Below are 24137 nucleotides of genomic sequence, written 5' to 3'. Positions count from 1 at the left end.
CGAAGGACCCGGTGTGCCAACGTGTGCCCATGACGTCTCTTGCCCAGCTCCGCAAGCGGCGCTCTCCTTCCCCGAGACCGTCGAGCAGGCCACCCGCACCGCGACGGCCGCCTTCATGGTCGGCGACAAGCCGTTCGCCTCGCTGGGCAAGGACAAGTACGTCCGCCTTCACCTTCCGGCCAAGGACGCGGACGAGATGCTCGCCGCGCACCCGGCCACGAAGCCGTACACCCGCGGCGCGGTGCGGATCGGCGTACGCGTCCCGTTGGGGGAGATCGACGGGCAACACCTCAACCACTGGGTACGACGTGCCTGGTTGGCGCGTGCCCCCAAGCGTCTCGCCGCGCAGGTGCGGCAGCCGGCACCGCGGCTTCCGGCGCGGTAGGCGACCTGCCGAAGACGATCGGCAGGCCCGCTACGCAGGCGCTTGCTTCCGCCGGGATCACGAAGCCGCCCTTTTCCGGCACCCAGATGCACACCCTGCAGTCGGCCTTGCCGAGGTCCACGCCCGCGCACCGCTGTTCCATCTCATCCATGCCGTGCCTCCCGCCCTGGCCATGACGACGGCGGTACCCGCCCTTCCGGGGCCACAGGATTCGAAGACCCCCGCTTGCGTACTCGTGGCAACAACACTGAACTCCTGCGCTCGGCCCCCGCGTCCGACTTCCAAACGGGCTCAATGATCGGCACCAAGCTCAATCGACGTCCTCCGGACGGGCACCACCCTGGATTTCCCGGCCACGGGGCGGGACCGACAGGGCCCGGGATGACTACCAAGAGGCCCTGTTCCCATGCCCGGCACCGGCGGCGATCATCCGATCGAGACTCCCGTTCGACGGAAACCTCTCAAGATCGGAAAGGCACAGCTTCACCTCCCTCAGGAAAGGTGGATCGCTCGTTTCACCGGCAAAGGGCTCACGAGCCCCGAGATCGGCACCCAGGTGTTCCTCCGCCCCGACGCGGTCGAATGGCACCTCCGCAAGGTGCTCTCGCAGCTCGGCATCTCCTCTCGCAAGGAGATCCGCAGCGTGCAGCTCGAAGGCGCGGCGATGTCGGCCCAGTCTTGAGCTAGGCCAGGGTTGTGGTGGGTGGTCGGTCGGTGAGTGTGGTGCGCAGTTGTCTGCGGGAGGTGATGCCGAGTTTGGCGAACACTTTCCGCAGGTGCCATTCCACGGTGTGGGGGCTGAGGAACAGCTGCGCGCCGATCTCGGGGTTGGTCAGTCCGTCACGGGCGAGGCGCGCGATCTGCGCCTCCTGGGCGGTGAGCGCCGTTGGGGTGGCGATCGCGTGCCTGGCCACCGTTTCACCGGTCGCCTGCAACTCACGCCCGGCCCGTTCGGCGAACGCACGGGCACTGAACCCGGAGAACATCCCATGCGCGGTCCGCAACTGCGTACGAGCGTCGCTGCGGCGATTCTCCCGACGCAGCCACTCTCCATACAGCAAATGAGCCCGGGCCAGTTCGACCCGCATCCGGGTACGGCCCAGCCGCTCGATCGCCTCCCGGTGAAGCCGCTCAGCAGAGCCACCCTCGCTGACCAGCGCACGCGAGCGCGCCTGGACACCCAACGCCCACTCCGTGCCGGCCGCATCCGTCAACTCGGTCAACCGCCCCAGCGCAGCGACAGCCGCACTACGCGCGCCACTACGCACCCCTGCCTCCACCAACTCGGTCAATCCCCAGTGGGCCACGGCCACGTCCTGCGCGTTCGTCTCTGCCTGGTTCGCTGCTGCGAACGCTTGTTTGTACTTGCCCAGGCCGTTGCAGAGCACCGCTCTGGCCCACTGGGCGACGGTCACGCCAACACCTTCTCCACGGACCACGGCGTCGTTCATCTTGGCCTGGATCAGCGCATCGGCCATGAGTTCGTCTCCTTGCCAGGCGGCCAGACCGAGCGCGCCGTACGAAACGAAGCTGCCGCCGACCGCCTCGTTCACCGATGCGATCTCCGCGACGAGCAACGCGGCCGCATCCAGTTCGCCGGCGAACACGTGGACGAGGACCGCGGAGCTGAGCGCCAGGGGCAGCTCGCCCAGGGCGCCGATGGTGCGGGCGGTCCTCACATGGCGCGTGGCGAGCTCCGACCAGCTTCGGTCATCCCATATGTCGCTCGCGACAGCGGATGCGAGTCGGCACCACCGCATCACTTCCCCGGCGTCGGTGTCCCAGTCGAACGAACGCAGAGCGTTCTGAGAGACGGCGGCCGCGGCAACGTACCCATCCGTGAACCTGACGACCAAAGAGTCAAAGAGGAGGTCTGCGTTGCGCGGCGGCAGGGCAACCGGCGAGACCTCGCGTGCGGCTGTTGCCACCGCGCGCACGTCGGAGCCACCTCCAAGGCTCCCGCCGTAGATGGCAGCCAAGAGAGCGTCCAGGAAGGTCTCGCGAGCGAGGTCGGCGTCGAGCGGTGCGAGTCGGCGTGCTGCGGCCAGCAAGAGAGGAGAAGCCTCATTGCCGCGACTCGAGGCGAAGGCGATCTGAGCACGAAGGAGATACAGGCGGGCGTGGTGAAGCTCGTCCACTGGTCCCACTTCGGCGACTGCCAGTAGCTCCTCTGCGGCCTCCGGCGCGCCGGCTCGAAGCTTTGCCTGCGCAGCGGCAAGAGCGCGCGCCGCCCTGCGCCGCGGTTCCGGGGTCAGCACGGCGGCGCGTGCCAGGAAGGCTGCCGCGGCAGTGGTGCCTCCACGCGACTGAGCCCGCCCGGCCGATGACTCGAGCTCGGCGGCGACCGCCTCGTCGGGTCCCATGGCCGCGAGGGCGCGATGCCATGCACGGCGGTCGGGATCAAGGGTGGGCTCGGTCACCTCCGCCAGCACGCGGTGGGCTTCACGCCTCTCGGCGGGGTCGGCCGACCAGTAGATCGCAGAGCGCAACAGCGGGTGCCGGAATCGCATCAGGTTGCCGATGTCGATCATCCCGGCAGCTTGCGCGGCGGCGGCCGCGCCGGGCTCGATACCGAGTCGCTCCAGCGCGCGCCACAGCAACATCACGTCGCCGACCGGTTCGGCGGCAGCGGTCAGCAGCAGCCGCTGCGTCGTCGGCGGAAGGGATCGAACCCGCCGGAGGTAGCTCTGCTCGATGTGGCCGACCATCGATCCCGGGTCGGGCAGTCCGAAGCCGCCGGCCAGTTCTGCCGCTGTCAGACCACGCGGGAATTCCAGCAACGCGAGCGGGTTGCCGCGAGCCTCGGCGACGATCCTGTCGCGGACCCGCTCGTCCATGGGTGCTGCTATTACCGAATCCAACAGCGCGCGGGCATTGGCATCATTCATGCCCGTGAGCGTGAGCTCAGGCAGACCAGCAAATTCGCGTTGCCCCTGAATATCACGGAAGGCGAACACCAACGCGAGCGGTTCGGCGAGCATCCGTCGCGCAACGAAGGCCAGGGTCTGTGCGGAGACCCGGTCGAGCCATTGCGCGTCGTCCACCAGGCAGAACAGCGGCTCCTCTGCGGCTACGTCGGCCAGCAGGCTGAGTACCGCCAGGCCGACCAGGAATCGATCCGGCGGTGGCCCCGTTCTCAGTCCGAACGCCGTAGCCAGAGCCTCGCCCTGCGGACCCGGAAGGCGCTCCAGGCGACCGAGGAACGGAGCACACACCTGGTGCAGGCCCGCGAACGGGAGCTCCATCTCGGACTCGACACCGGCCCCCCGGGCGATTCGGTGTGCAGAAGCACGTTCTGCCATGTAGTCCAAGAGAGCGGACTTACCGATACCGGCCTCGCCGCGCAACACCAGGACAGCGCTGTGTCCTGCCTCCACGACGGATGCAAGTTGATCGAGCGCGCCGCATTCGCTGCGTCGGCCGTGCAGCTGTCTTCGAGGGTTTTCGTTCGCCATCGCCACCGCCCGCGCAAGCGTAGCAAGAACCAAATTCGGCTCAGCCGCGGCAGCTGTAGTTCTTGATCGGTAGGGCATCGTGGCTGGTCAGGTGGTTGTGGCGGCGGTGATGTTGTTCCATCTCCGGTGGGTATCGGCCGCTTGGCGCTGGTGGTGGTGCCACGCGAACCAGTGCAGGAAGTGGTCGCGGTCGCGTCGGGTGCGGGGCAGGGCGGTGATCCTCAGGGGTTGGAACAGTTCCGGCCGCTGGGTGGGGCGAGCTCGCTGCCGGTGGTGGCCGTGGTGGTGCGGACGCGGGTGACGGCCAGGACGTCGGCGAGCATGCTGATCAAAGTCCGGCGCATCCAGAAGGTCCAGCAGGTGGTCTGGCCCTGGGTGAGGCCGCAGACGCCCTCGGCAGTGTGGAAGTCCTCCTCGACGCGCCACCCGCGGCACACCACGCCCACAAGATCAGCCAGGGTGATGGGAGTGGCGGAGTGGAGCAGTAGATGGAGAGCTCACGGGTGTCGCGGTGGCGGCGGACCAGAAAGGTGGCGTGCCCGGGCTTGTGCCCGTCGGGGACACCGGTGAACAGGCGTCGTTCCTCGTCGGCGGCCCACTCGGCGCTGAGGTACAGGGCCCGGCCGATCGGAGCGTGCCCGTGCCGGCTCGCGTAGGTGAGGTGGACGGCGACCTGGCACAGGCCCATAACGCCCAGTCTGCGGAGTATTGGCGGGCCGCGCCGACGCAGTCCGTAAAGGACTTCTCGTCCCCGGTCTCGTCCACGACTTACACCACGTCCCGATCGGTGAGTTCACCGGTCGCCCAGGCGGCGACCCGGGCCCGGTCATGGCCGACGGCGGCGCGGGAGAGCAGTGCTGTAGTCGGTGAGGCCCGCGGTGGCCGAAGGCATGGGCGAGCGTCCAGCAGTTCCGCGTGTCCAGCTCCACCAGCATCGCCTCGGTCATCTCCTGGGCCACAGCGCGTGGTTCACGGCGCTCGAAGCAGTCCGCGACATCCTCGGTCACCGCCCCCAACGCCGCCGTCCACTCCCGCTCGGCCATGGCGGCCTCCACTGCCACCTGGCCTGAAACTCCGTCACAACGTTCGTGATCACGGTGGTCGTACCTACGGCCGCAGGCACCCCGCCATCTAGCTGAGCAGCCCCAAGATCCAACGCAACCACATTTAGAGATGCCGTGCGTTTCACTCACCGCTGCGGCGGGAGCCCTCGGCATGACCACCTCCGCCGCCTCCCAGCAGACGTTCCTGCTGGAGCAGGAGGCCGGGCAGCCCTTGATCGATCGGCTGCCGCGTGGTGCCCGCCCCACGCTGGCGGGTGCCGCGCTGGCCGAACGCGGTCAGGCCATCCGCCGGGAACTCCGCGCCGCGCAGGCCGACCTGGACTCCTTCACCGCGCTCGACCAGGGCACCTTGCGGCTCGGCTCCTTCCCCCACGGCCGGCACCGGGCCCAGCTCGGGGCGGTCCGGCGGGGCTGATGGTGCTACCAAGCAGCGACCCCAGCCCGACCTGCCCACTGGCCCCCGCGCGATTACCTGTCGCCCAGCGCCGACCGTGCGGTGCGCACGGCGAGTTCGGCGAGGAGGACGGTGGACGCGGTGCCCAGACAGAGAGCCCATTGGGTCGCGGTCAGCGGCACGGTCCCGAAGACCGCCTGCGCCCAGGGCAGTTGGACGACGGCGACCTGTACGACGAGGACGCCGGCCAGGCACAGCCACAGCGCGCGGTTGCGGAACTGGTGTCGGCCCAGCAGCGTGCCACCGTCCGCGCGGGCACTGAGCGCGTTGAATGGCTGGAACAGTACGAACGTGGTGAACGCCATGGTCACGGCGGTGTCCGGCCCGACGTGGGAGCGGGCGATGGCGAAGAGCGTCACCGTGCCCAGGGCCATGACCGCACCGGCCCAGCCGATGGCGAGGAGGCGGCGGGCGTTCAGGATGCGCTCACCCGGGTCGCGCGGCGGATGGCGCATCACATCGTCACGGGCGGGGTCGACGGCCAGGGCCATCGCGGGTGGACCGTCCATGATGATGTTGACCCACAGCAGTTGGGCCGCCGTGAGCGGTGAGGGCAGACCGGCGAGAGAGGCGCTGAGCAGCGTCAGAATCGCGCCGATGTTGGTGGACAGCTGGAAGCGGACGAACTTGACGATGTTGGCGTAGATGGCGCGGCCTTCGTGGACGGCCTGCACGATCGTGGAGAAGTCGTCGTCGGTGAGGACGACATCGGCGGCTTCCTTGGCCACGTCCGTACCCGTGATGCCCATGGCCACGCCGATGTGGGCGGCCCGGAGCGCTGCCGCGTCATTGACACCGTCACCGGTCATCGCGACTATGTGCCCCCGGTTCGTCAGCGTCCGCACGATCACCACCTTGTGCTCCGGGGCGACCCGGGCGAACACACCGATGTCATCGATGCGCTCGGCGAGTTGTTGCTCGGTCATCCGGTCCAGTTCGGCCCCTGTCACGACATCGCCGTCGATGTACAGCTCGCGGGCGATGGCCGCCGCCGTGTCGGCATGGTCACCGGTGATCATCTTGACGGCCACGCCCGCCGTGCGGCACAGCGCCATCGCTTCCCGTGCCTGCGGGCGGGGCGGGTCGGCGATCCCGGCGACCGACACCAGGGTCAGGCCGGGCAGCGCGGCCGGAGTGAACGCGCTCGGTGTGCCGTCCATCAGGGCGGTGGCCGCGCCCAGCACCCGAAGTCCGCTGCCGCCGAGTTGGCCCGTCACGGCGAGGAGCTCGTCCCTGTGCCGTTCGTCGAGGGCCCGCACACCGTCCTCCGTGAGCACGTCGGTGCACATGTCCAGCAGGACATCGACCGCGCCCTTGACGTGGACGCGGGTGCGGCCGTCTGGTTCGGTGTGGAAGGTGGCCATGTACTTGGTGGCCCCGTCGAAGGGCAGCTCGCCCGCGCGGGGCAGCTCCGAACGCAGCCAGTCGGCGTCCACACCGGCCTTGGCCGCCAGGACGACCAGTGCGGCTTCCGTCGGGTCACCGATGAAGACGCCGCCGGACACGTGTGCGTCGTTGCACAGGGCGAAGGGAAGCACCGCGTCATGGAGATCGTCGGGTGCAGAGGCGTCTTCCGTGCCATGGATGCGGATGGCGCCCGCCGTTCCGTACCCCTCCCCGGTGACGTCGTAGAGCCTGCCCGCGGTCCACAAGATCCGTGCGGTCATCTCGTTGAGGGTGAGCGTGCCGGTCTTGTCGCTGCACACGACCGTGGCAGCGCCGAGCGACTCCACCGAGGCCAGTCGTTTGACGATGGCACCGCGACGCGCCATACGGTGTACACCGAGTGCCAGCGTCAGTGCCAGTACGGCGGGCAGGCCTTCGGGGATCGCGGCGACGGCGAGGGCCACGGCCTGCAGTGCGACGTCCGAGAGCGACTCACCACGGACCAGCGCGCTCAGGGCATAGGCGACGACCGCGACTCCGCTCAGTAGCGCCAGCCGCCGGCCCAGGCTGTCCAGTTGGACCTGGAGCGGGGTGGGCGGCTCCGTCCCGGTGCGCAACGCCTCGGCGATGGCGCCGAGTTCCGTGCGCATCCCGGTGGCCGTGACGATCATCTCGGCCCGGCCCCGGGTCAGCGCGGTGTTCATGAACAGCATGGTTGTGCGTTCGGCGAGCGGCACCGAGGTGATCGAGGTGTGATCGAAGGTTGTCACACTCTTGGCAACCGGCTGGGACTCACCGGTCAGGGCAGCCTCGGCCACCTCGACCGTCTCCGCGACGGTCAGCCGACCGTCGGCCGGTACGCGGTCGCCCGCCTCCAGCAGAACCACGTCTCCTGGTACGAGGAGCCGCGCCTCCACCACCTGCTCCGTGCCGTCGCGGCGAACCCTGGCCGTGGGCACCAGCATCCGGCGCAGTGCCTCCAGACTGCGCTCGGCACGTCGCTCCTGCCAGTAACCGAGCGTGGCGTTGATCAGCAGTACGACGGTGATCACTACTGCGTCGCTGATGTCACCGATAGCTCCGGCCACCACGGCGGCGATCAGCAGGATGAGGATGAGCCAGTTGCGGAACTGGTCCAGGAACTTCAGCCACTGCGGGCGTCGGGCCGGTTCGGACAGCTGATTGGCGCCGTGGACCGCCGCGCGCTCGGAGACCTGCCGTGTGCTCAGCCCCGCCCCCGGGTCGACGCCGAGCCGTTCCGCCACCTGGTCGGGAGCCTGCCGATAGGCGTCCGGCTCAGCGGCGGGTGCGCGGTCGGCCGTCTCCGCCGCGGGTTCGGTGATGGGTTTGGTGATGGGCTCGGTCATTCAGCGCACTCCTTGGGCCGGCGGGCACATGGGCCGCTGCCACACGTAGGACACCCGTATGACCGGGCACAAGGCGAGGGTGTGACACGCAGGGTGCCGGTTCGAGGTGTGCCACGGACGGGTGGGCCCGGTGTGTGTCACAGACGGGCGGGCTGTCCGGTCCATTTCGTGTGAGGGAAGAGTTTCTCAGCGGCACCTGGAGGGATCCGCCGTACGCCCCGGCATTCGACCCGCCCGGATCCTGTCTCGCCGCGACCGGGCCTCATGCTTCACCTGGAGCACGTCATGGACGCGAGGGAAGAGGCCGAGCGCGGCCTGATCGACATTGGGAACTTCCTGTACGAAGAAGCCCATCTGCAAGCGGCGCGCCAGCGCGTGGCGGACTTCACCGCACGGGCACCTGGGCTCAACCGGGAGCAGAAGACGGACATCGAGCGGTGGTATCTCGAGGAACAGGCCTACGTCGCCCACATGGTGACAGAGCACATCACCGACAGCCTGACCATGGTCGAGGAGCAACACCGTGTCCGCATCCGGCGATGGCTGAGAGGCACGCTGACCACCATGACCCTGATCACCGTGACGATGATCGGCCTGTGCGTGGTCATCGTGGAATCGCTGCGCTGAACCACTGGCGCACGGCGCCGAACCACCCAGGGGCCGGCGTCTTCACGACGCGCGGCGCGTACGTGCAGGCGGTGTGTGTCTGGCCGAAGCCGGTCGTTGTGAAGGCGGTCGGCGGAATTCCGCTGCCCCAACCCTGTCACAGAACCGATCCGACCCTTGTCTTATGTCTTATGAGGGAGACGTGATGGGAGCAGCCGTGACTTTCAGCGACACGGGGTCCTCCAAGGACCCCGTCAAACCATGCGGCCCACGACACCCGGCCGTATCGCGGCATCCCGAAGCGTGCTCATGTACCAGGCGTCAGATCCGGCCGCCCCGAGCAGCCGCCACGTGGTCACGCCCTTAGACGATTGCGACCGCAGGAACGGAGACCGCAGGACTATGGATGTCGAGCCGTCCCCCACGACGAGTGACCTGGAAGAGGCCGTTTCCGTTTTTCTGCAGTGTCGGAGGCGTCTCTTCGGCATCGCCTACCGTGTGCTCGGCAGCGTGGTCGAGGCCGAAGACGTGGTTCAGGAAGTGTGGCTGCGCTGGCAGAACACCGACCGTTCCGTGGTGGTCAGCCCGGTCGCCTTCCTTTCGAGTGCGACGACCCGACTGGCCATCAACGTCGCACAGTCCGCGCGTGTGCGTCGGGAGACGTACATAGGGCCGTGGCTGCCCGAACCCGTCGACACGAGCTCGGATCCGGAGCTGGGTGCGCAGCGTGCGGAAGCCCTTGAATTGGCGCTGCTGTTGGTGCTGGAGAAGCTCAGCCCCACGGAGCGCGCTGCGTACGTCCTGCGCGAGGCGTTCGATTACGCCTACCCCGAGATCGCCGAGATCCTTCAGCTCAGCCTCGTCAACGTACGGAAGATCGTGAGCCGCGCTCGCAAGCGTCTGTCGGACGAGCCGCGGGAGAGCGTGGACACGGCGGAGCACCGACGCCTTCTCAGTGCCTTCGTCTCGGCGGCTCAAACGGGGGATGTGGCTTCGCTTGAGGCCCTCCTCACCCCCGATGTCGTCAGTCTGTCCGACGGGAACGGTATGCGGGGCTGTGCTCGTATACCCGTGCTGGGCCGTGCACATGTGGCGAAGATGGTCACCTATCCGGTTTTCTGGCGAGAGGCGGAGGCCAAGCTGGTCGACGCCAACGGCTCCACGGGTGCGCTGCTCTACCGAGACGGCCAAGCCATCGCCTTCATGGCGATGGCCGCCTCGAGGGAAGGCATCCACCAGTTGATGTGGGTGTTCAGCCCGAGCAAGATCGCCGCGCTTCTCGAGTCGCGTTCCCGTTTCGCGACCGCTTCGGAAGACGCCGACCCCGTGCGGTGAGCCGGTGCGTCAGGACCTACCGTCGCCTTGCGATCAGCTGCCTTGCCGCGGTCACGGGCTCTGGTGTGGGCCAGGGGCACCATGGGCGGTTGGGTGGTTCCAAGGGCGGAGTTTGTCGGGGTTGAGGACGACCCAGACCTGTACGACCTGGTGGTCGGCGACGCCGAGGCTGATGACGGCGGCGACCTCTCGACCGTAACGGGCGACGAGACCGATGGCGCCGTTGACCGGGTGGGTGGCGAGTGTGGTGCGCGGGCGCTGGGCCAGCAGGGTGAGCAGGCTGCGGGCAACCCGCCGACTGCCGTGGACGGGCCGGGCCAGTGCCCGGACCTTGCCGCCGCCGTCGAAGAACGCGGTGACATCCCGGCACAGCAGCGACGCCAGCAGTTCGGCGTCCCCGCTCACACACGCCTCACGAACGGCGCGGGCCAGGGCGTCGTGGTCGCTCGGCGACGTGGAACGCGAACGTCGCAGCCGAAGACTGTGCCGGGCCCGGTCGGCGAGTTCGGCGCATTCGGGCTCACCGCGTCCCACGATGTCCGCGACCGCACCTGGAGCCATCCCGAAGACGTCACTGAGTACGAACGCCGCCCGCTCGGCCGGCGACAGCGAATCCAGCGCACTCAGCAGAACCCGACTGATCTCCGCCCCCAGTCCTTGCTGAGCGCCCTCGCTCCCCGCCCCGGCCCCCGTGCCACGCCCCGGCCCGCGGTCGCCCTCGTCCTGGCGGCCAACCGTACGCAGGCCCGTCGCACTCAGGCCCGTCGGACTCAGGCTGGCCGCATGACGGCCAGGAGAAGCCAGCCGCCCCAGACAGATCCCGCCCACCGTCCTGGCAAGCCACAACCGGGGCACTACGATCTCTGCCCGCGCGGTATCGGACAACCCGTACCACCGGCGGTAGGCATCACCCACCACGGCCTCCGCGGCACCAGCGCTGCCCAGCATCCAGTAGGCGACATCCAGCAGATACCGGCGTTCCTCGACCAGCTCACCGATCGGCACCGCCCCGACATCATCCATACGCCGGCCTCCCCCGGACGGCAGCAGGGCCGCCGCGGCCGATGGCTGAGTACTCGCGCACGGCACACCTCTTTCATCGCTCGGCTCAATCTGTCTGACCGAGCAGGCACGGATCCTGTGACACAGCCCACGGGGCATCACCTGGTGCCACGGCCCGGGCACCCGACCTGGCGGCCCCGTAGCCGGGGTTCCGCACGGTGTTGTCACACCTGGGCCGGTCGCACGGTCTGATGAGACGACCCCCGGCCTCTTCGCACAGACGCGAGCAACGTGATCGAATTCCGGGGCCTCCCGCCGAACGACGATCCGTGGAGGTTCGTTTCCCATGGCTGCTGAACGCGGAGATTACGCGACGTATTGGCGCGAACGGGCCGCTTGTCTACGCGTCGACCCCGATCTGTTCTTCCCCATAGGAACGGGCGGTCTGACGCTCGAACAGGTCGACGCGGCCAAGGCCGTCTGCGGCCGTTGTGCTGTCGTGCAGCAGTGCCTCGACTGGGCCGTGCAGGTGGGCCAGGTGGAAGGCGTTTGGGGCGGTACGACGGAGAGTGAACGCCGAGCGATGAGGCGGTACGGGACCCGCCGGGCCGAGGGCACGATCACCACGGCGGCATGAGGGCAGGCGCAGCCCCGGATGCCGTACGCCGAGCTGGGGTACCAGGAGTACCAGGACGCAAGGACATCACCGGCGGGCGCCGAGTCGGAGGCGGCCCTCGGACGGATGGGGGTCGGCGTCCGCGACGAGGGCCCTTTCCAGGTGGACGAGGTCGCCGGACCGGGCTGCCGCGAGGAACGCCTGGACGAGACGGCGGTACGCGACGGAGTCCACCGGCTGCGGGTGATCGTTCACGGCGAGTCGCTGTTGGGCGCGGCTGACCTGCTGCCTCGTATTGGCGACGCTCAGGCGTAGGAGCTCGGAGATCCTGCAGTACGGGTAGCCGAAACCCTGCCGGAGGACGAACGCGGCACGCTGTCTCGGCGTCAGCGCCCCCATCAGCAGGAGAACCGCCCGCTCGACGGTGTCTTGCCGCTCGGCCGCCGCTTCCGGGGTCGCGCGGGTGTCTACCGATTCGGGGAGCCAGGGAGTGGCGCAGGTTTCGCGGCGTCGCCAGGCGGACTGGACGACATTGATGGCCAGCCGCACGGTCGTCGTCCTGAGCAACGCCCGTGGGTTCGAGACGACCCCACGACTTGCGCCCTGCCACCGGAGCCACGTCTCCTGGACGACGTCCTCGGCGTCGTTCACGTTCCCCACGATTCCACCGGCGATCTTGAGGAGTCCGGGCCTGGCACGGACGAACACCGACGTCGCGTAGTCCAGGCCATCGATCGTCGGCTCAGTCGTCGTATCCGTCATCTCCCGGCCTTCGCCGGCTTCGGCCAGGTATGTGTCCATGACCGGCTCCTCTGTTCCGTTGGGGCAGCGGCGTGAGGGCCGCCGAGATCCAATGTGGAGCACGGGGATGGCCGATCGCGCCCTTGGAAAGCCGTAGGAGACTTCGTGGTCGTTTGCGGTGAATCAGTGGCCAGGCCTCGCAACCGTTCTGAACGGTCGTGTCGCGAGGCGGGCGGGACCGCGTTTTTGCTGTGCGGCCCGCGGGGAAGCCGACGCGTCCCGGTCGACCCAGGGCGCGGTGATCCCGAGTCGGATTACCATACCGAGTGAAAGTTCCTGACAAGGGAGTTGCCATGGCGAGGAGCGGTTCAAGGGCCGGACTCCTCGGCAGGCAGAACGAGTGCAAGGCCCTCGACGACCTCCTCGCAGGCGCCAGAGCCGGGCACAGCGGTGTCCTGGTCCTGCGCGGTGAGGCAGGGATCGGGAAGACCGAGCTGCTGAGGCATCTCCTCGACGGCGCCACCGGATGCCGCACCATCAGGGCGGCCGGCGTCCAGTCCGAGATGGAACTCTCCTACGCAGGCCTGCACCAGCTCTGCGCTCCACTGCTCACCGGTCTCGACCAGTTGCCCGAGCCGCAACGCGACGCGCTCGGTACGGCGTTCGGTCTGCGCGCCGGCGCCGTGCCCGACCGGTTCCTCGTGGGCCTGGCCACTCTGAGCCTCATCGCGGAGGCCGGGGGCGATCAGCCGCTGGTCTGCGTAGTCGACGACGCACAGTGGCTGGACGAGGCGTCGGCGCTGACCTTGGAGTTCGTGGCCCGCCGGCTGCTCGCGGAAGCGGTCGTGCTCGTCTTCGCCGTCCGTGAGCCCAGCGCCGGCAACGCTCTGGGCAGCCTCCCCGAGCTGCCCGTCACGGGGCTGACCAAGCGAGACTCCCGGACACTCCTTGACTCGATCGTCACCGGGCCGCTCGACGATCGGGTGCGCGACCGCATAGTCGCCGAGTCACGAGGCAACCCGCTGGCCCTGCTCGAACTGCCGCATGGGCCGACCGCGGCGGAGATGGCCGGCGGCTTCGAGCGTCCGGACGCATGGCCGCTGTCGAGCCAGATCGAGCAGGGCTTCCTCCGACGGGTCCAGTCGCTTCCGGCCGAGACGCAACGTCTGCTGTTCACCGCCGCCGCGGAACCGCTGGGCGATGTGACACTGCTGAGGCGTGCGGCCGGGCGCCTGGGGATCGATGTCGACGCCGCCGTATCGCACGATGGCGCGGCGGACCTGATCACACTCGGCACCGGGGTGATGTTCCGGCACCCACTGGTGCGCTCGGCGGCCTATCGCGCGGCGGGCCCACGCGAACGTCGAGAGGCGCACAAGGCCCTGGCCGACGTCACCGATGCCCAGCTCGACCCCGATCGCCGGGCTTGGCATCTGGCCGACGCGGCTTCGGGGCCCGACGAGACGGTAGCTGCCGAACTGGAGCGCTCCGCGGGCCGGGCCCAGGCACGCGGCGGCGTCGCGGCGGCGGCCGCGTTCCTCCAGCGGGCGTCAGAACTGACGCGAGATCCCGTCCGCCGCTCGCAGCGCGCACTCGAAGCTGCACAAGCGAAATTCCAGGCCGGGGCGTTCGGGCCGGCGGCCGCTCTCCTCGCGACCGTGAAGGCCGGACCGCCCGACGAGCTCAGGTGGGCACGGATCGACGCGATGCATGCCGGAATCGCGTTCGCGCAGGGCCGGGGCAAGGAGGCCCCTCCGCTGCTGCTCGCCGCCGCTCGCCGACTCGAGCAGTTCGACGTGGCGCTCGCTCGCGAGACCTACTTGGAAGCGGTCTCGGCGGTGATATTCGCCGGCCAGTCGGCTCGCAGTCCGGGGTACCGGGAGGCGGGCGAGGCGGCGCGCGGAGCGCCGCAGCCGCAGCTGCTGCGCGCGACCGACAAGCTGCTGGATGCCCTTTCCGTGCGTCTCACGGACGGCTACGCGGCATCGGTGCCGATGATCGAGCGAGTCCTCACGGCGTTCTGCGACGAGGAGGTCCCCGTCCAGGAGTCGCTGCGCTGGCTCTTGCTCGCCGGGGTCATCGCGGCGGATCTGTGGGACCTCGAGCGCTGGCACATGGTCGCGGCCCGTCACGTGACGATCACCCGTGAGGCCGGCGCGCTCAGCGAGCTCCCGCTCGCCCTCGACTCGTCCGCCGTCGTGCACGTTTTCGCCGGCGAGCTGGCGACGGCGGCGTCGGTGATCGAGGAGGTCACAACGGTGAGTGCGGCGATCGGGAGCAACCAGCCGCCCTTCGGCGCTCTCGCACTGGCTGCCGTGCGCGGCCGCGAGCGAGAGGCACGCACGCTGATCGACGCCACGATCAGTGAGTCCGAGCAGCGTGGCCAGGGGCTCGGGGCCACGGTCGCACACTGCCACCATGCGGTGCTCTGCAACGGCCTCGCCCAATACGAGGAGGCAGTGACGGCGGCCCAAGAGGCAGCCAGACACCAGCAGGAGTTCGGCGCGCCGCGCTGGGGCCTGGTCGAGCTGGTCGAGGCGGCCGTACGTAGCGGCTCGCCAGAGCTGGCGACCGACGCGCTCGAGCAACTCGCGGAGACGACACGAGCCAGTGGCACAGACTGGGCACTGGGTGTCGAAGCGCGCTCGCGGGCGCTCCTGAGCAAGGCCGACGCCGCGGAGCAGCTCTACCGTGAGGCGATCGAGCGGCTCGCCCGGACCCGGGTCCGCGTGGAGCTGGCCCGCGCACGGCTCTTGTACGGCGAGTGGCTGAGCCGTCAGAATCGCCGCGTCGACGCCCGCGCCCAACTGGAGGTCGCACACGAGATGTTCAGCCGTATCGGGGCGGCGGCGTTCGCCGAACGCGCGCGCGGCGAGTTGCAGGCCACGGGGGCGAAGGTCCGCAGCCACACCGTCGTGACGCCCACGGCCCTCACCTCGCAGGAGGCGCAGATTGCCCGGCTCGCGGGGGAGGGGCTCACGAACCCCGAGATCGGCGCCCAGTTGTTCATCAGCCGGCACACGGTCGAGTGGCATCTCCGCAAGGTGTTCTCGAAGCTCGGCATCTCCTCCCGCAGGGAGATCCGCACTATGCGGCTCCAGGGCGAGGCGACATCCGCCTGATCCGCTGCCTCCTTACTCCGGGTCGTGGCCACCGTTTCGAACGAGACCGTATCGAACGAATCGATGGTTGTACTGTGGCCTCGTGGCAGCCGAAATCCCTCCCCGTGCCGTCCCCCCGCCTGTGATCGACCGTCCCGGGGACGCCTCGCCCTTCGCTCTCGGCCTGCTGCTGCGCCGGGCGCACTGGCGAGCGGCTGCCGTGATGGAGGAGGCCCTCCGGCCGCTCGGTATCGAGCTGCGGCATTTCGCCGTCCTCATCGTGCTCGTCGATCGAGGGCCCACGGTGCAGCGGGACCTGGTGGCGGCGACGGGTTCGGACAAGGCGGGCATCATGCGCGTCGTGGACGACCTGGAGCGCAGGGGCCTTGCAGTACGCAAGGCCGTCCCGGGGGACCGGCGGGTACGGGCGGTGGAGATCACACCCAAGGGTGTCGAGCTTTACGATGCCGCCCATGTGGCGGCGGAGCCGCTGGCCGAGCGCCTGGTCACCGAACTGGCGCCCGGCGAGCCCGAGCAACTGACGGATCTGCTGACCCGGTTCGCCTATCCCACCGACGGTGAGGAGTAGGCGCCCCCACGCACGCGTCGCAGTCGCTCCGCGAGCTCCTTGGCCTTGGTGGTCGCCTCCTCGAAGGCGCGCTCACGTGAGGCCTCGTAGAGGGGGATCAGCTCGTTCATGGCCGGATTGCGCGGTGCCAGGGTCAGTTCCGGGACGATGAAGTCGAGGTCCAGGCTGAGGGTGTCCCTGAGAACGGCCTCCAGATAGTTCTGTACGAATTCGAAGCCCTCGCGCGGGGTGCCCGGCGCGTACGAACCACCGCGGCTGGCGACGACGATGACCGGGGTGCCCTGCGCGGAGGGGTTCTCGCCCGCGGTGCGGCCTAGCAGGAGCACGCTGTCGAGCCACGCCTTGAGGGTCGATGGGATCGAGAAGTTGTGCATGGGGGCGCCGATCAGAACGGCATCCGCCCGCTCCAGTTCCTCAATGAGCTTCAGGCGCGCGGCGAACGCAGCGGACTGCTCCGGCGTGTGCGCTGACGGCGGGGTGAAACCAGCGGTCCAGGCGCTGGCGGTGATGTGCGGTACGGGGTCGGTCGCGAGGTCGCGATGGATCACCGTGCCCTCAGGGTGCTGCTCCTCCCATGCCTTGAGGAAGGCGGCCGCGACCGAACGGGACGAGGACCCCTCGCCGGGGAGCACGGACGAGTCGATGTGCAGCAGCGTGACCATGGGCTTTCTCCAAAGAGACGGTGCCCGGGCGTGACCACGGGCTGGGAACTTGCGCTCGACGATAGTTAAAGACGAGACGGTATTGAATGATACCATCCCGAGTGAAACGAAGGCGGGTGCGGCGAGCACAAGTACGCCGAGCGCAAAGGAGAGGCAGGCGATCGTGGACGTCTATGAGGCCGTCAGGAGTCGGCGGGCCGTGCGTGGTTTCAGCGACCGGCAGGTCCCGCGGGAGACGCTGGAGCGCGTGGTGTCCGCCGCGTCCTGGGCGCCGTCCGCCTCGAATCTCCAGCCGTGGCACGCCTACGTGGTGACCGGCGGGCCCCTGGCCGAACTCAAGCGGCGGGCCGGTGAGCGCCTGGCCTCGGGCGAGTCCTGGGACGAGCCGGAGTACCAGCAGTACCCGGCCGCACTGAAGTCCCCCTACCGCGAGCGCCGATCCGCCTTCGGCGAGCAACGCTACGGCGCGCTGGGCATTCCGCGAGAGGACGTCGAGGCCCGGCAGCGAGCCGCCTCCGCGAACTGGCAGTGCTTCGGCGCGCCCGCCGCCCTGTTCTGCTACATCGACCGCGACATGGGTCTGGCCCAATGGTCCGACGTCGGTATGTATGTGCAGACCGTCATGCTGCTGCTCCGCGCCGAAGGGCTGCACAGTTGCCCGCAGATGGCATGGGCGAAGTACCACAGGACCGTCTCGGAGGTCCTGTTACCCCCGGGTGAACTCATACTCTTCTGCGGTATGTCGATCGGGTTCGAGGACACCACGGCGGCTGACACGCGCACGGGCCGGGCACCACTCCGCGAGACCGTCACATTCGTGGACGGTCTCTGACCGGGCCACACTGTCTCACACTGGTGGGATGCCGCTGCCGTACGGGCCGTACTGGTCCAGGTACGTGATGTGCTCCGGTCCCGTTTCCCGGCGCAGTACCTTCACGCGGGTCCCGAGTTCCATGGCTTCGGCCGTCAGCGACTCAACTGTGGCTGACGTGGCGGTCCCTTTCTCGGCTGCTCGGGCTATTGCGTGTCCAGTCGTACGGCAGAGATGTCGAGGGTCAGCTTCACCTTGTCGCTGATCAGCACTCCGCCTGTGGCCAGCGCCGAGTTCCAGTCGATCCCCCAGTCGGAGCGCTTCAGGGTGGCCGTGCCCTCGAAGCCGACACGGTTCTGCCCGTTGGCGTCCTCGCCTGCGCCGCCGAACTCGAGATCGATGTGAAGGGGCACTTCGATGTCCTTGATCCGAAGGCCGCCGTCCATGAGGAACCGGCCGTCGCCGGCCTCCACGATCCCGGTCGACTGAAAGCTCATGAGAGGGAATGTCGCCGAGTCGAGGAAGTCCGGGCCGGTGACATGGGCGTCCCGCTGCGCGATGCCCGTGTCGAGACTGCCGGTCTGGACACTGACCTGGGCCTCGGACCGCGTGGGACGGGTCCCGTCGAGCCTGAGCGTTCCTTCGAATGCGGTGAATTTCCCGCGTACGTTGGTGATCATGGCATGCCGGACGGAAAACGCGATCGTGCTATGGGCCGGGTCAATGGTGTAGATGCCCGTCAGCCCTTGATAGGGAGAGGCATTCGGAGTTGTTATGTCCGTGTGATGAGACATGGCGGACCGTTCCTTCGCGATGGGAACTCGTAAGGCGATGAAGGGGTGGCCCCTGCCGGTGGGCAGGGGCCACCGGCAGGGCTTACCGCTGCTGGGCGAGCCAGTCGGTGAGCTTGGTCTGGGCGATCTGTGCGTCTGGGCCTGGGAGGAGTGTGGTCTCCTTCACCTGGGCGCCGGAGTACGGGGCGTGGGGGTCCGTGATGACCGTGCGGGGGTCGTTCTTGGTGGTGAGTGCCTTGCGGATGAGCTCGTCGAGCTGGAACTGGTCGGGGCCCGCGACCTCTACCATCCCGTTGACCGGGGTGCCGACCGCGGTGCGGCCGACGGCGGCGGCCACGTCGTCGGAGTAGATGGGCTGGATCTTGACGGGGGCCAGCCGGACGGTGTCGCCGTCGGTCGACATGTCCGCGATCCCCTTCATGAACTCGAAGAACTGGGTGGCGTGGACGATGGAGTAGGGGATGCCGGACGCTTTGATCAGCTCTTCCTGGGTTTGCTTGGCGCGGAAGTAGCCGCTCTCCTGGAGGCGCTCGGTGCCGACCACGGACAGCGCCACGTGGTGGGTCACGCCGGCCTCGGTCTCCGCTTTGAGGAGGTTGGTTGTGGAGGTGCGGAAGAAGTCCATGACGGCGTTGTCCTCGAAGGAGGGGGAGTTGGACACGTCGACCACGACCGAGGCGTCCTTGAGGACCTCGGCCAGGCCCTCGCCCGTCAACGTGTTGACGCCGGTGTTGGGGGCGGCCGCGACCGCCTCGTGCCCGTGCTCGTTGAGCTTGCCGACCAGCTTCGAGCCGATGAGCCCGGTTCCACCGATGACTACGACCTTCATAACGGATTCCTCTCGGAGATTTTCGAGTTGCACCAGAAGAGACAGGACAGTGGCCCTATCTGTGACAGGGGCCGCGATTCCTTTTCTTGGCCGGTGTCACGAGTCTGCGGAAGTCATTCGACAAGCTCTCCGGTGATCGACACGTCTGCAGCGGAGGGGAAATCTAGTCCGGGAACGGCGGAATGCTTTCACGGGTGGCGGTTGTGAAGTGGGCGAAGTAGGCGAAGTAGAGCACTCCACTGACTACGGCAGGCGTCATGCCACTGTTGTGACACTGTCACAGAAGCTCCGGGTGCCCGGTCATCACTTCCAAACGGTTGTGTGAACCCCGGGATGCACGGCGGTCGTCGTTCGTCCGTCCCAGGGCGGACCCATGGAGGTGCAGCACAGTGTCGGACAAGGACTCAGAGGGCAGGACCAGCGTTCAACCGCGATCCGAGGTGTGGAAGACGGCGGCGAAGATGCTGCAGGATGCCAAGCCGCCCTTCATCCCCGAGGGTGCTTCGGCCATGACCATCTTCGTCGAGTGGCCGCCCGGTGACCCCGGCACTCCTCCGCACCGCCACTCGGGACCGGCCTTCGGATACGTGATCGAAGGCGCGGTGCGCTTCGAAATCGAGGGTGAACCCGAGCGTGTGGTGAGGGCCGGTGAGACCTTCTGGGAGCCTGGCGGCGACGTGATCCACTATCAGGACGGCAACGCTCTGACGGATGCGCGGACCCGGTTCACCGTGACCATGCTGTGTGAACCCGGCCGGCCGATGCTCACCCTGGTCGACGAGGACGAACTGGCCCAGCGGACCCACCTGCGTGCACCGCGGGCCAGGCACTGACAAGGAGGCACAGTGTTCGAGCACCGGACAGAGGCTGAGATGAGGCTGCACTCCGAGGAGAGGGCCAGGGAACTCGCCTTGAAAAGGCGGCAGGAGGAGAGCGGCGACAGCGCCGAGAACGACGTCGCCGTCGAGACACCGCTTCGGGCCGACGAGGCGCACGTGACCACGGAAACGACGGTCACCACTGAAGCGGAGCCAGCCGGCTGACCCTCGATGCGGGTGGGTCGGGCGGTGGGTGTGGGCGGCTGTCGCCCACACCCACCTCTCAGCGAGGGGCCCGCTCAGTTCGCGGCGGCGCGTTTCGGCGCGGGAGAGGGCGAAGTCGAGGACGATCAGGAGTGCGTCCCTGACCGAGCCAGTCTGTCGCGGGTCGACGGCGATCAGAGCGGCACCTGCTCGGTCAGGTCCAGCGCCCACCGCACCTCGTGCAGGTTGTGCTGGATCTTCCCGTCGAACGCGTTGACGGCGACCGCGAAGGGGATGCCTTTGTGCTCGAACGGGCATTGGATCAGCACTCGCATCGGTCTCCGGCGGTCACCCTGGCACCGGACGGCGACTGCATCATCGTGGACAAACGGCAGGACAAGGCGACCGCCGCGCCCACGACACCGGGGTCACCTTCATCCCCAGCGTCTACGGTCGCCCCCACCTGGTGGCGGTTTCACGCCCTCGGCTGGAGGCACTCGCCCATCCGGTACGGCTGCGGCTGCTGCGCACCCTGGCCCGCGGCCCGCACACCGCCGGTGAGCTGGCCGACGTCCGACTTCGGACTCTCGGTACTGCCTCATCGGCAGGGAAATTGACGCCGGAGCCGGAGCCGCCGTGGGGTCAGTCCGCTGTTCGGTGAGCTTCCGGGCCGGCGAGCAGGCGCCACGTTCACTCAGATCCGCTCCTGCACCCGGGTTGAGGGAGTGGCTCGCGTGCCAGTGTGGCTTGCGGCGTTCCCAGACGTTGGCTGTCACACCATGGCGCTCTGTCCTGTCTACATGGTGAACAGACAAGGAGCAGGGGTAACCATGCGCGAGATCCTGATCGTCGGTGGTGGCTATGCGGGCTTCTACACTGCGTGGGGCCTGGAGAAGAAGCTGCGTGCGAGCGAGGCGCGGGTCACGGTTGTCGACCCGCGCCCGTACATGACCTACCAGCCCTTCCTGCCGGAGGTGACCGCCGGGTCGGTCGAGGCACGGCATGCCGCCGTGTCGTTGCGGCGTCACCTGCGCAGGACCCGGCTCATCGCGGGGAGGGCGATCGAGATCCGCAACGGGGACCGGACGGTCACCGTCCGGCCAGTGAACGGACCCGACTACGAACTCCGTTATGACACCCTCGTGGTCACGGCCGGCGCCGTGACCCGCACCTTCCCCGTACCGGGGCTGGCGCAGCAGGCGATCGGTCTGAAGCATGTGGAGGAGGCGGTGGCCATCCGCGACCGGCTTCTGACCGCGTTCGACCAGGCGGCGGCGCTGCCACCTGGTGCCGAGCGGCGCAAGCTGCTCACCGTCACGTTCGTGGGCGGCGGGTTCACCGGTGTCGAGGGCTTCGGCGAACTGCTGTCGCTGGCTACCGCGATGCTCAAGTTCCATCCCGAGCTGGACCTTGACGATCTGTCATTTCACTTGGTCGAGGCCCAGGATCGTATTCTGCCCGAAGTGAGCGACAGGCCAGGTGCGTGGGTGGTGCGCTCCTTGGAACGCCGTGGCGCGCATGTACACCTCAATACGCAGCTTGTCTCCGCCGTGGATGGGCACGTCGTGCTCTCTGACGGAGAGGAGTTCGATTCGGAACTGATCGTCTGGACCGCCGGCAACGCCTCCAACCCGGTCGTGCGGAACCACACGGACCTGCCGGTCGACGAGCGAGGGCTGCTGGTGGTCCGCCCCGATCTTCGCGTGGGGACCGACACCGAACCCGTGCCGGATGTGTGGGCGGCGGGAGACGACGCGGCCGTTCCGGATCTGGCTTCGCCGGTACCAGGGGCGCGCACGGTGCCGAACGCCCAGCACGCCGTCCGGCAGGGCAAACGCCTTGCGAAGAACATCGCAGCGAGCCTGCGCGGCGGCAGAATCCGCGACTACCGCCACAGCAGTCTGGGCGTGGTGGCGACGCTGGGACTGGGGCGGGGCATCTTCCAGTACAAGAGCATCGTCATCAAGGGACTTCCTGCCTGGCTCATGCACCGGGGCTATCACGTCCTGGCCGTGCCCACCTGGGAGCGCAAGGTCCGCGTTCTCACCGTCTGGCTCACCGCTGCCCTGTTCGGCCGGGATCTGGTGTCGCTCGCCGCGGTGCAGCACCCGCGGGACGCGTTCCTCGAGAGCGGCGACCGCGGCCACCCGCAGCGCTCCGCCGGGAGCGAGGCAACCGGACACGTGGCTGCGTGAGCACGTCGGAAGGGTTCAGCGGTTGAGGAGCGGCATCAGGGCGCGGGCCGATGTGATTGCGATGCCTTTGCGGTTTCCGGGGCAGCTCCGCTTGGGGCGGAGTTTCCGCTGCCGTGGCCAGGTGTCCGAGTGCCCATGGGACGACGACTACGCATGGCAGGGCCGTCGCCGTCACGGCGCCAGCGCCACAGGAACGCGTGTGAACAGGGGCGTCGCGCCGACGGTGCCCGCACAGCTCAACGCGCCGGGATCCGTCGTGCATCCCGGCATCCGATCCACCCGGACCCGGTATCGCGGCAACCGAGCTTCAGGGAGCAGAAGTTGGACACCGAGCGGTGGCATCAGAGCTGAACCATCGGCGCTGCTTGGCCTACGTCTGGTCGGACCCCGGAGTCTGCCCGCTGCCCGCGACGACCCGCACCGCCGACCGGATCCGCCACGTCGCGCCTCCGGCTGCCCCCTTGGACACGGATCCTCGGGTCACTCGAGACATTGTCAATCGGTCGTAACACTGATGCGGAGAACCGTGTGCGAGGTCCTCCAGCCCGCGTTGATTTGGCGACTTGACCCGTTTTGAAGTGGAAGCCCTCTGAATGAAACTGGCCAGGGGTGTCGGGGTGCAGACCCTGCGCGTAACACTGTCTTCGAAGTTAGTGTGAGTTGGGACGGTAGGGGTGCAACGGTTTGATAGGCTGATCACAGCGTTCGGGTGCCGTGGACACAGACCCCCGCGATCGGTCCCGGAACGCGGCACCTGCGATTAGAGCACGCAGGTGCAGAGCCCGGGCGCCACGCGACCCCCGACGGGTGGCGCCCGGTGCCATCCACGGCCCGGCTGCGGCCACCAGGCTGACGCACGGGTGCTGACAGGCAGTGCGGTGCCCACCGTGAACCCTGGCTCAGGCCCAGGTCTACGGCTCGGGTCGTAGGCGACAGCTCCCCGACGGCCAGGCGGTTTTCGGCCGCCGACCCGTCCAGCGGCACTCACACCAGCGATAGGTGGCCAGCAGGGAGGTCTAGGAATGCTTGGCGCGGTAGAGCCCTCGGCCGGTCCGCTCGACACGGGACGCACCGACCAGGCGGTCAAGGGTGCTGCGAACACCGTTGATGCTTCCGCTGTCGGTGTCACGGCCGAGAGCCGCGGCGACATCGCGGGCCCGCACGTCGACATCGCCGATGCCGGCGAAGTACTCCATGATCTGCTCGGTGAGCTTGCCGTATGACTTCTGCCCGTCCGTGCCGACGGCAACAGGACGTTCCGCCTCCTTGCCGCGCCGCGGCTTCCGAGGCTTCGGTGCGGCCTTCGTGGCGGTGTCTGCAGGCTCGGCCGAAGCGCTGTCCGTCTCCGGCTCGGTGGTTGTCACGGCCCGACCCTGCTGCGTACCCGCGGCACCGGCCGTACCCGTAACGTTCGTCGCGGCTGAGTTGAACATCAGGGGTTCGAGGGCGCTGAGGGCCCGCTGCACCGAGCTGAGATGCGCCACGACTGCGGCCAACTCCCTTTCCAGCGCCTGCTTCTGGACCTGCAGGCGGGCCAGGTCCGCTTGAAGGCTCTCGGCGGTGATCTCAAGGTTATGCGCTGTTGCGGAAGCCATGTGTTCCTCTCATCTCAACCCCACGTGCCGCGCCCCGGCTCACGTGCGGTGCCGATCGGTCTGAACGCGGGCATTGGGTTCCCCTCCGCCATGGTATGCAATGACTCACTCTGAATAGGTCATCGTGG

General features: G+C 68.4%; 21 protein-coding genes and 3 pseudogenes. 13 read left to right on the top strand and 11 right to left on the bottom strand.

Translation table 11 applies throughout. The annotated features are described in order from the left end of the window. Positions 1-13: 13 nt before the first annotated feature. Positions 14-385, top strand: a complete 372-nt coding sequence (locus OG828_RS02790; protein ID WP_328499983.1) for an MmcQ/YjbR family DNA-binding protein — start codon at positions 14-16, stop codon at positions 383-385. Between the two features lie 406 nt (positions 386-791). Then, on the top strand, positions 792-1067 hold the full coding sequence (locus OG828_RS02785) for a LuxR C-terminal-related transcriptional regulator (protein WP_328436444.1): 276 nt from the start codon (positions 792-794) through the stop codon (positions 1065-1067). A gap of 1 nt (position 1068) precedes the next feature. Here the strand turns inward: OG828_RS02785 and OG828_RS02780 are convergent, their stop codons facing one another. The 3 genes and pseudogenes from OG828_RS02780 to OG828_RS49440 form a co-directional block, all read right to left on the bottom strand. Next, a complete protein-coding gene (locus tag OG828_RS02780; protein WP_328504786.1) occupies positions 1069-3840 on the bottom strand; it encodes an AAA family ATPase in 2772 nt (923 codons plus the stop codon). A gap of 221 nt (positions 3841-4061) precedes the next feature. Beyond that, positions 4062-4280: a hypothetical protein gene (locus OG828_RS02775; RefSeq protein WP_328499982.1), complete on the bottom strand. Its 219-nt coding sequence runs from the start codon at positions 4278-4280 to the stop codon at positions 4062-4064. A gap of 161 nt (positions 4281-4441) precedes the next feature. Then, positions 4442-4528, bottom strand: a pseudogene (locus OG828_RS49440) (hypothetical protein); the annotation flags it as partial. Positions 4529-5013: 485 nt separating this feature from the next. Here OG828_RS49440 and OG828_RS02770 point away from each other — a divergent pair. Then, complete coding sequence (locus OG828_RS02770) at positions 5014-5319, top strand: LysR family transcriptional regulator (RefSeq protein ID WP_328436442.1); 306 nt, start codon at positions 5014-5016, stop codon at positions 5317-5319. A gap of 53 nt (positions 5320-5372) precedes the next feature. On the opposite strand, the gene OG828_RS02765 is transcribed toward OG828_RS02770, so the two are convergent. Then, the gene (locus OG828_RS02765; RefSeq protein ID WP_328499981.1) at positions 5373-8111 is read right to left on the bottom strand and encodes a cation-translocating P-type ATPase; all 2739 of its coding nucleotides are present in this window, start codon (positions 8109-8111) and stop codon (positions 5373-5375) included. A gap of 285 nt (positions 8112-8396) precedes the next feature. Here OG828_RS02765 and OG828_RS02760 point away from each other — a divergent pair, with 285 nt between their 5' ends. Continuing rightward, entirely contained in the window at positions 8397-8738 is a 342-nt protein-coding gene (locus OG828_RS02760) for a hypothetical protein (protein WP_328349786.1), read from the top strand. 381 nt (positions 8739-9119) lie between these two features. Beyond that, positions 9120-10052 carry a sigma-70 family RNA polymerase sigma factor gene (locus OG828_RS02755; RefSeq protein WP_328499980.1) on the top strand — a complete coding sequence of 311 codons (933 nt, stop codon included), beginning with the start codon at positions 9120-9122 and terminating at the stop codon, positions 10050-10052. 51 nt (positions 10053-10103) lie between these two features. On the opposite strand, the gene OG828_RS02750 is transcribed toward OG828_RS02755, so the two are convergent. Further along, a complete protein-coding gene (locus OG828_RS02750; RefSeq protein ID WP_328499979.1) occupies positions 10104-11075 on the bottom strand; it encodes an RNA polymerase subunit sigma in 972 nt (323 codons plus the stop codon). A 325-nt stretch (positions 11076-11400) separates the two neighbouring features. Between OG828_RS02750 and OG828_RS02745 the strand changes: the two genes are divergently transcribed. Continuing rightward, complete coding sequence (locus OG828_RS02745) at positions 11401-11691, top strand: WhiB family transcriptional regulator (protein ID WP_328499978.1); 291 nt, start codon at positions 11401-11403, stop codon at positions 11689-11691. Positions 11692-11757: 66 nt separating this feature from the next. Here OG828_RS02745 and OG828_RS02740 read toward each other — a convergent pair whose 3' ends face one another. Continuing rightward, positions 11758-12471, bottom strand: a complete 714-nt coding sequence (locus OG828_RS02740; RefSeq protein ID WP_328349779.1) for a sigma factor-like helix-turn-helix DNA-binding protein — start codon at positions 12469-12471, stop codon at positions 11758-11760. Positions 12472-12764: 293 nt separating this feature from the next. Between OG828_RS02740 and OG828_RS02735 the strand changes: the two genes are divergently transcribed. Together OG828_RS02735 and OG828_RS02730 are read left to right on the top strand one after the other, a co-directional pair. Further along, complete coding sequence (locus OG828_RS02735; protein WP_328499977.1) at positions 12765-15533, top strand: helix-turn-helix transcriptional regulator; 2769 nt, start codon at positions 12765-12767, stop codon at positions 15531-15533. 82 nt (positions 15534-15615) lie between these two features. Continuing rightward, positions 15616-16101: a MarR family winged helix-turn-helix transcriptional regulator gene (locus OG828_RS02730; RefSeq protein WP_328436437.1), complete on the top strand. Its 486-nt coding sequence runs from the start codon at positions 15616-15618 to the stop codon at positions 16099-16101. On the opposite strand, the gene OG828_RS02725 is transcribed toward OG828_RS02730, so the two are convergent. Further along, entirely contained in the window at positions 16077-16763 is a 687-nt protein-coding gene (locus OG828_RS02725) for an FMN-dependent NADH-azoreductase (RefSeq protein WP_328349773.1), read from the bottom strand. The genes OG828_RS02730 and OG828_RS02725 overlap by 25 nt on opposite strands. Before the next feature lie 163 nt (positions 16764-16926). Here OG828_RS02725 and OG828_RS02720 point away from each other — a divergent pair, with 163 nt between their 5' ends. Then, positions 16927-17595, top strand: a complete 669-nt coding sequence (locus OG828_RS02720; RefSeq protein ID WP_328436436.1) for a nitroreductase — start codon at positions 16927-16929, stop codon at positions 17593-17595. Between the two features lie 185 nt (positions 17596-17780). On the opposite strand, the gene OG828_RS02715 is transcribed toward OG828_RS02720, so the two are convergent. After that, positions 17781-18368, bottom strand: coding sequence for a YceI family protein (locus OG828_RS02715; RefSeq protein ID WP_328436435.1), 588 nt, complete (start codon positions 18366-18368; stop codon positions 17781-17783). 82 nt (positions 18369-18450) lie between these two features. Further along, positions 18451-19197: an SDR family oxidoreductase gene (locus tag OG828_RS02710; protein ID WP_328499976.1), complete on the bottom strand. Its 747-nt coding sequence runs from the start codon at positions 19195-19197 to the stop codon at positions 18451-18453. Between the two features lie 461 nt (positions 19198-19658). On the opposite strand from OG828_RS02710, the gene OG828_RS02705 reads away from it, so the two are divergent. Both OG828_RS02705 and OG828_RS02700 read left to right on the top strand, forming a co-directional pair. Next, entirely contained in the window at positions 19659-20030 is a 372-nt protein-coding gene (locus OG828_RS02705) for a cupin domain-containing protein (protein ID WP_328349767.1), read from the top strand. 12 nt (positions 20031-20042) lie between these two features. Continuing rightward, entirely contained in the window at positions 20043-20240 is a 198-nt protein-coding gene (locus OG828_RS02700) for a hypothetical protein (RefSeq protein ID WP_328349765.1), read from the top strand. A gap of 93 nt (positions 20241-20333) precedes the next feature. Here the strand turns inward: OG828_RS02700 and OG828_RS02695 are convergent. Further along, positions 20334-20530 (bottom strand): annotated as a pseudogene (locus tag OG828_RS02695) (ATP-binding protein); the annotation flags it as partial. On the opposite strand from OG828_RS02695, the pseudogene OG828_RS02690 reads away from it, so the two are divergent. Beyond that, positions 20518-20850, top strand: a pseudogene (locus OG828_RS02690) (DUF5937 family protein); the annotation flags it as partial. The pseudogenes OG828_RS02695 and OG828_RS02690 overlap by 13 nt on opposite strands. A 199-nt stretch (positions 20851-21049) precedes the next feature. Next, positions 21050-22414: an NAD(P)/FAD-dependent oxidoreductase gene (locus tag OG828_RS02685; protein ID WP_328504785.1), complete on the top strand. Its 1365-nt coding sequence runs from the start codon at positions 21050-21052 to the stop codon at positions 22412-22414. A gap of 1016 nt (positions 22415-23430) precedes the next feature. Here OG828_RS02685 and OG828_RS02680 read toward each other — a convergent pair. Continuing rightward, a complete protein-coding gene (locus OG828_RS02680) occupies positions 23431-24009 on the bottom strand; it encodes a hypothetical protein (RefSeq protein WP_328436432.1) in 579 nt (192 codons plus the stop codon). Positions 24010-24137: the final 128 nt, after the last annotated feature.

It is taken from the genome of Streptomyces sp. NBC_00457, assembly GCF_036014015.1.
Classification (GTDB): Bacteria; Actinomycetota; Actinomycetes; order Streptomycetales; family Streptomycetaceae; genus Streptomyces.
Note: the sequence above shows the minus strand (reverse complement) of the source record. Positions and strands in the feature narration are given on the sequence as shown.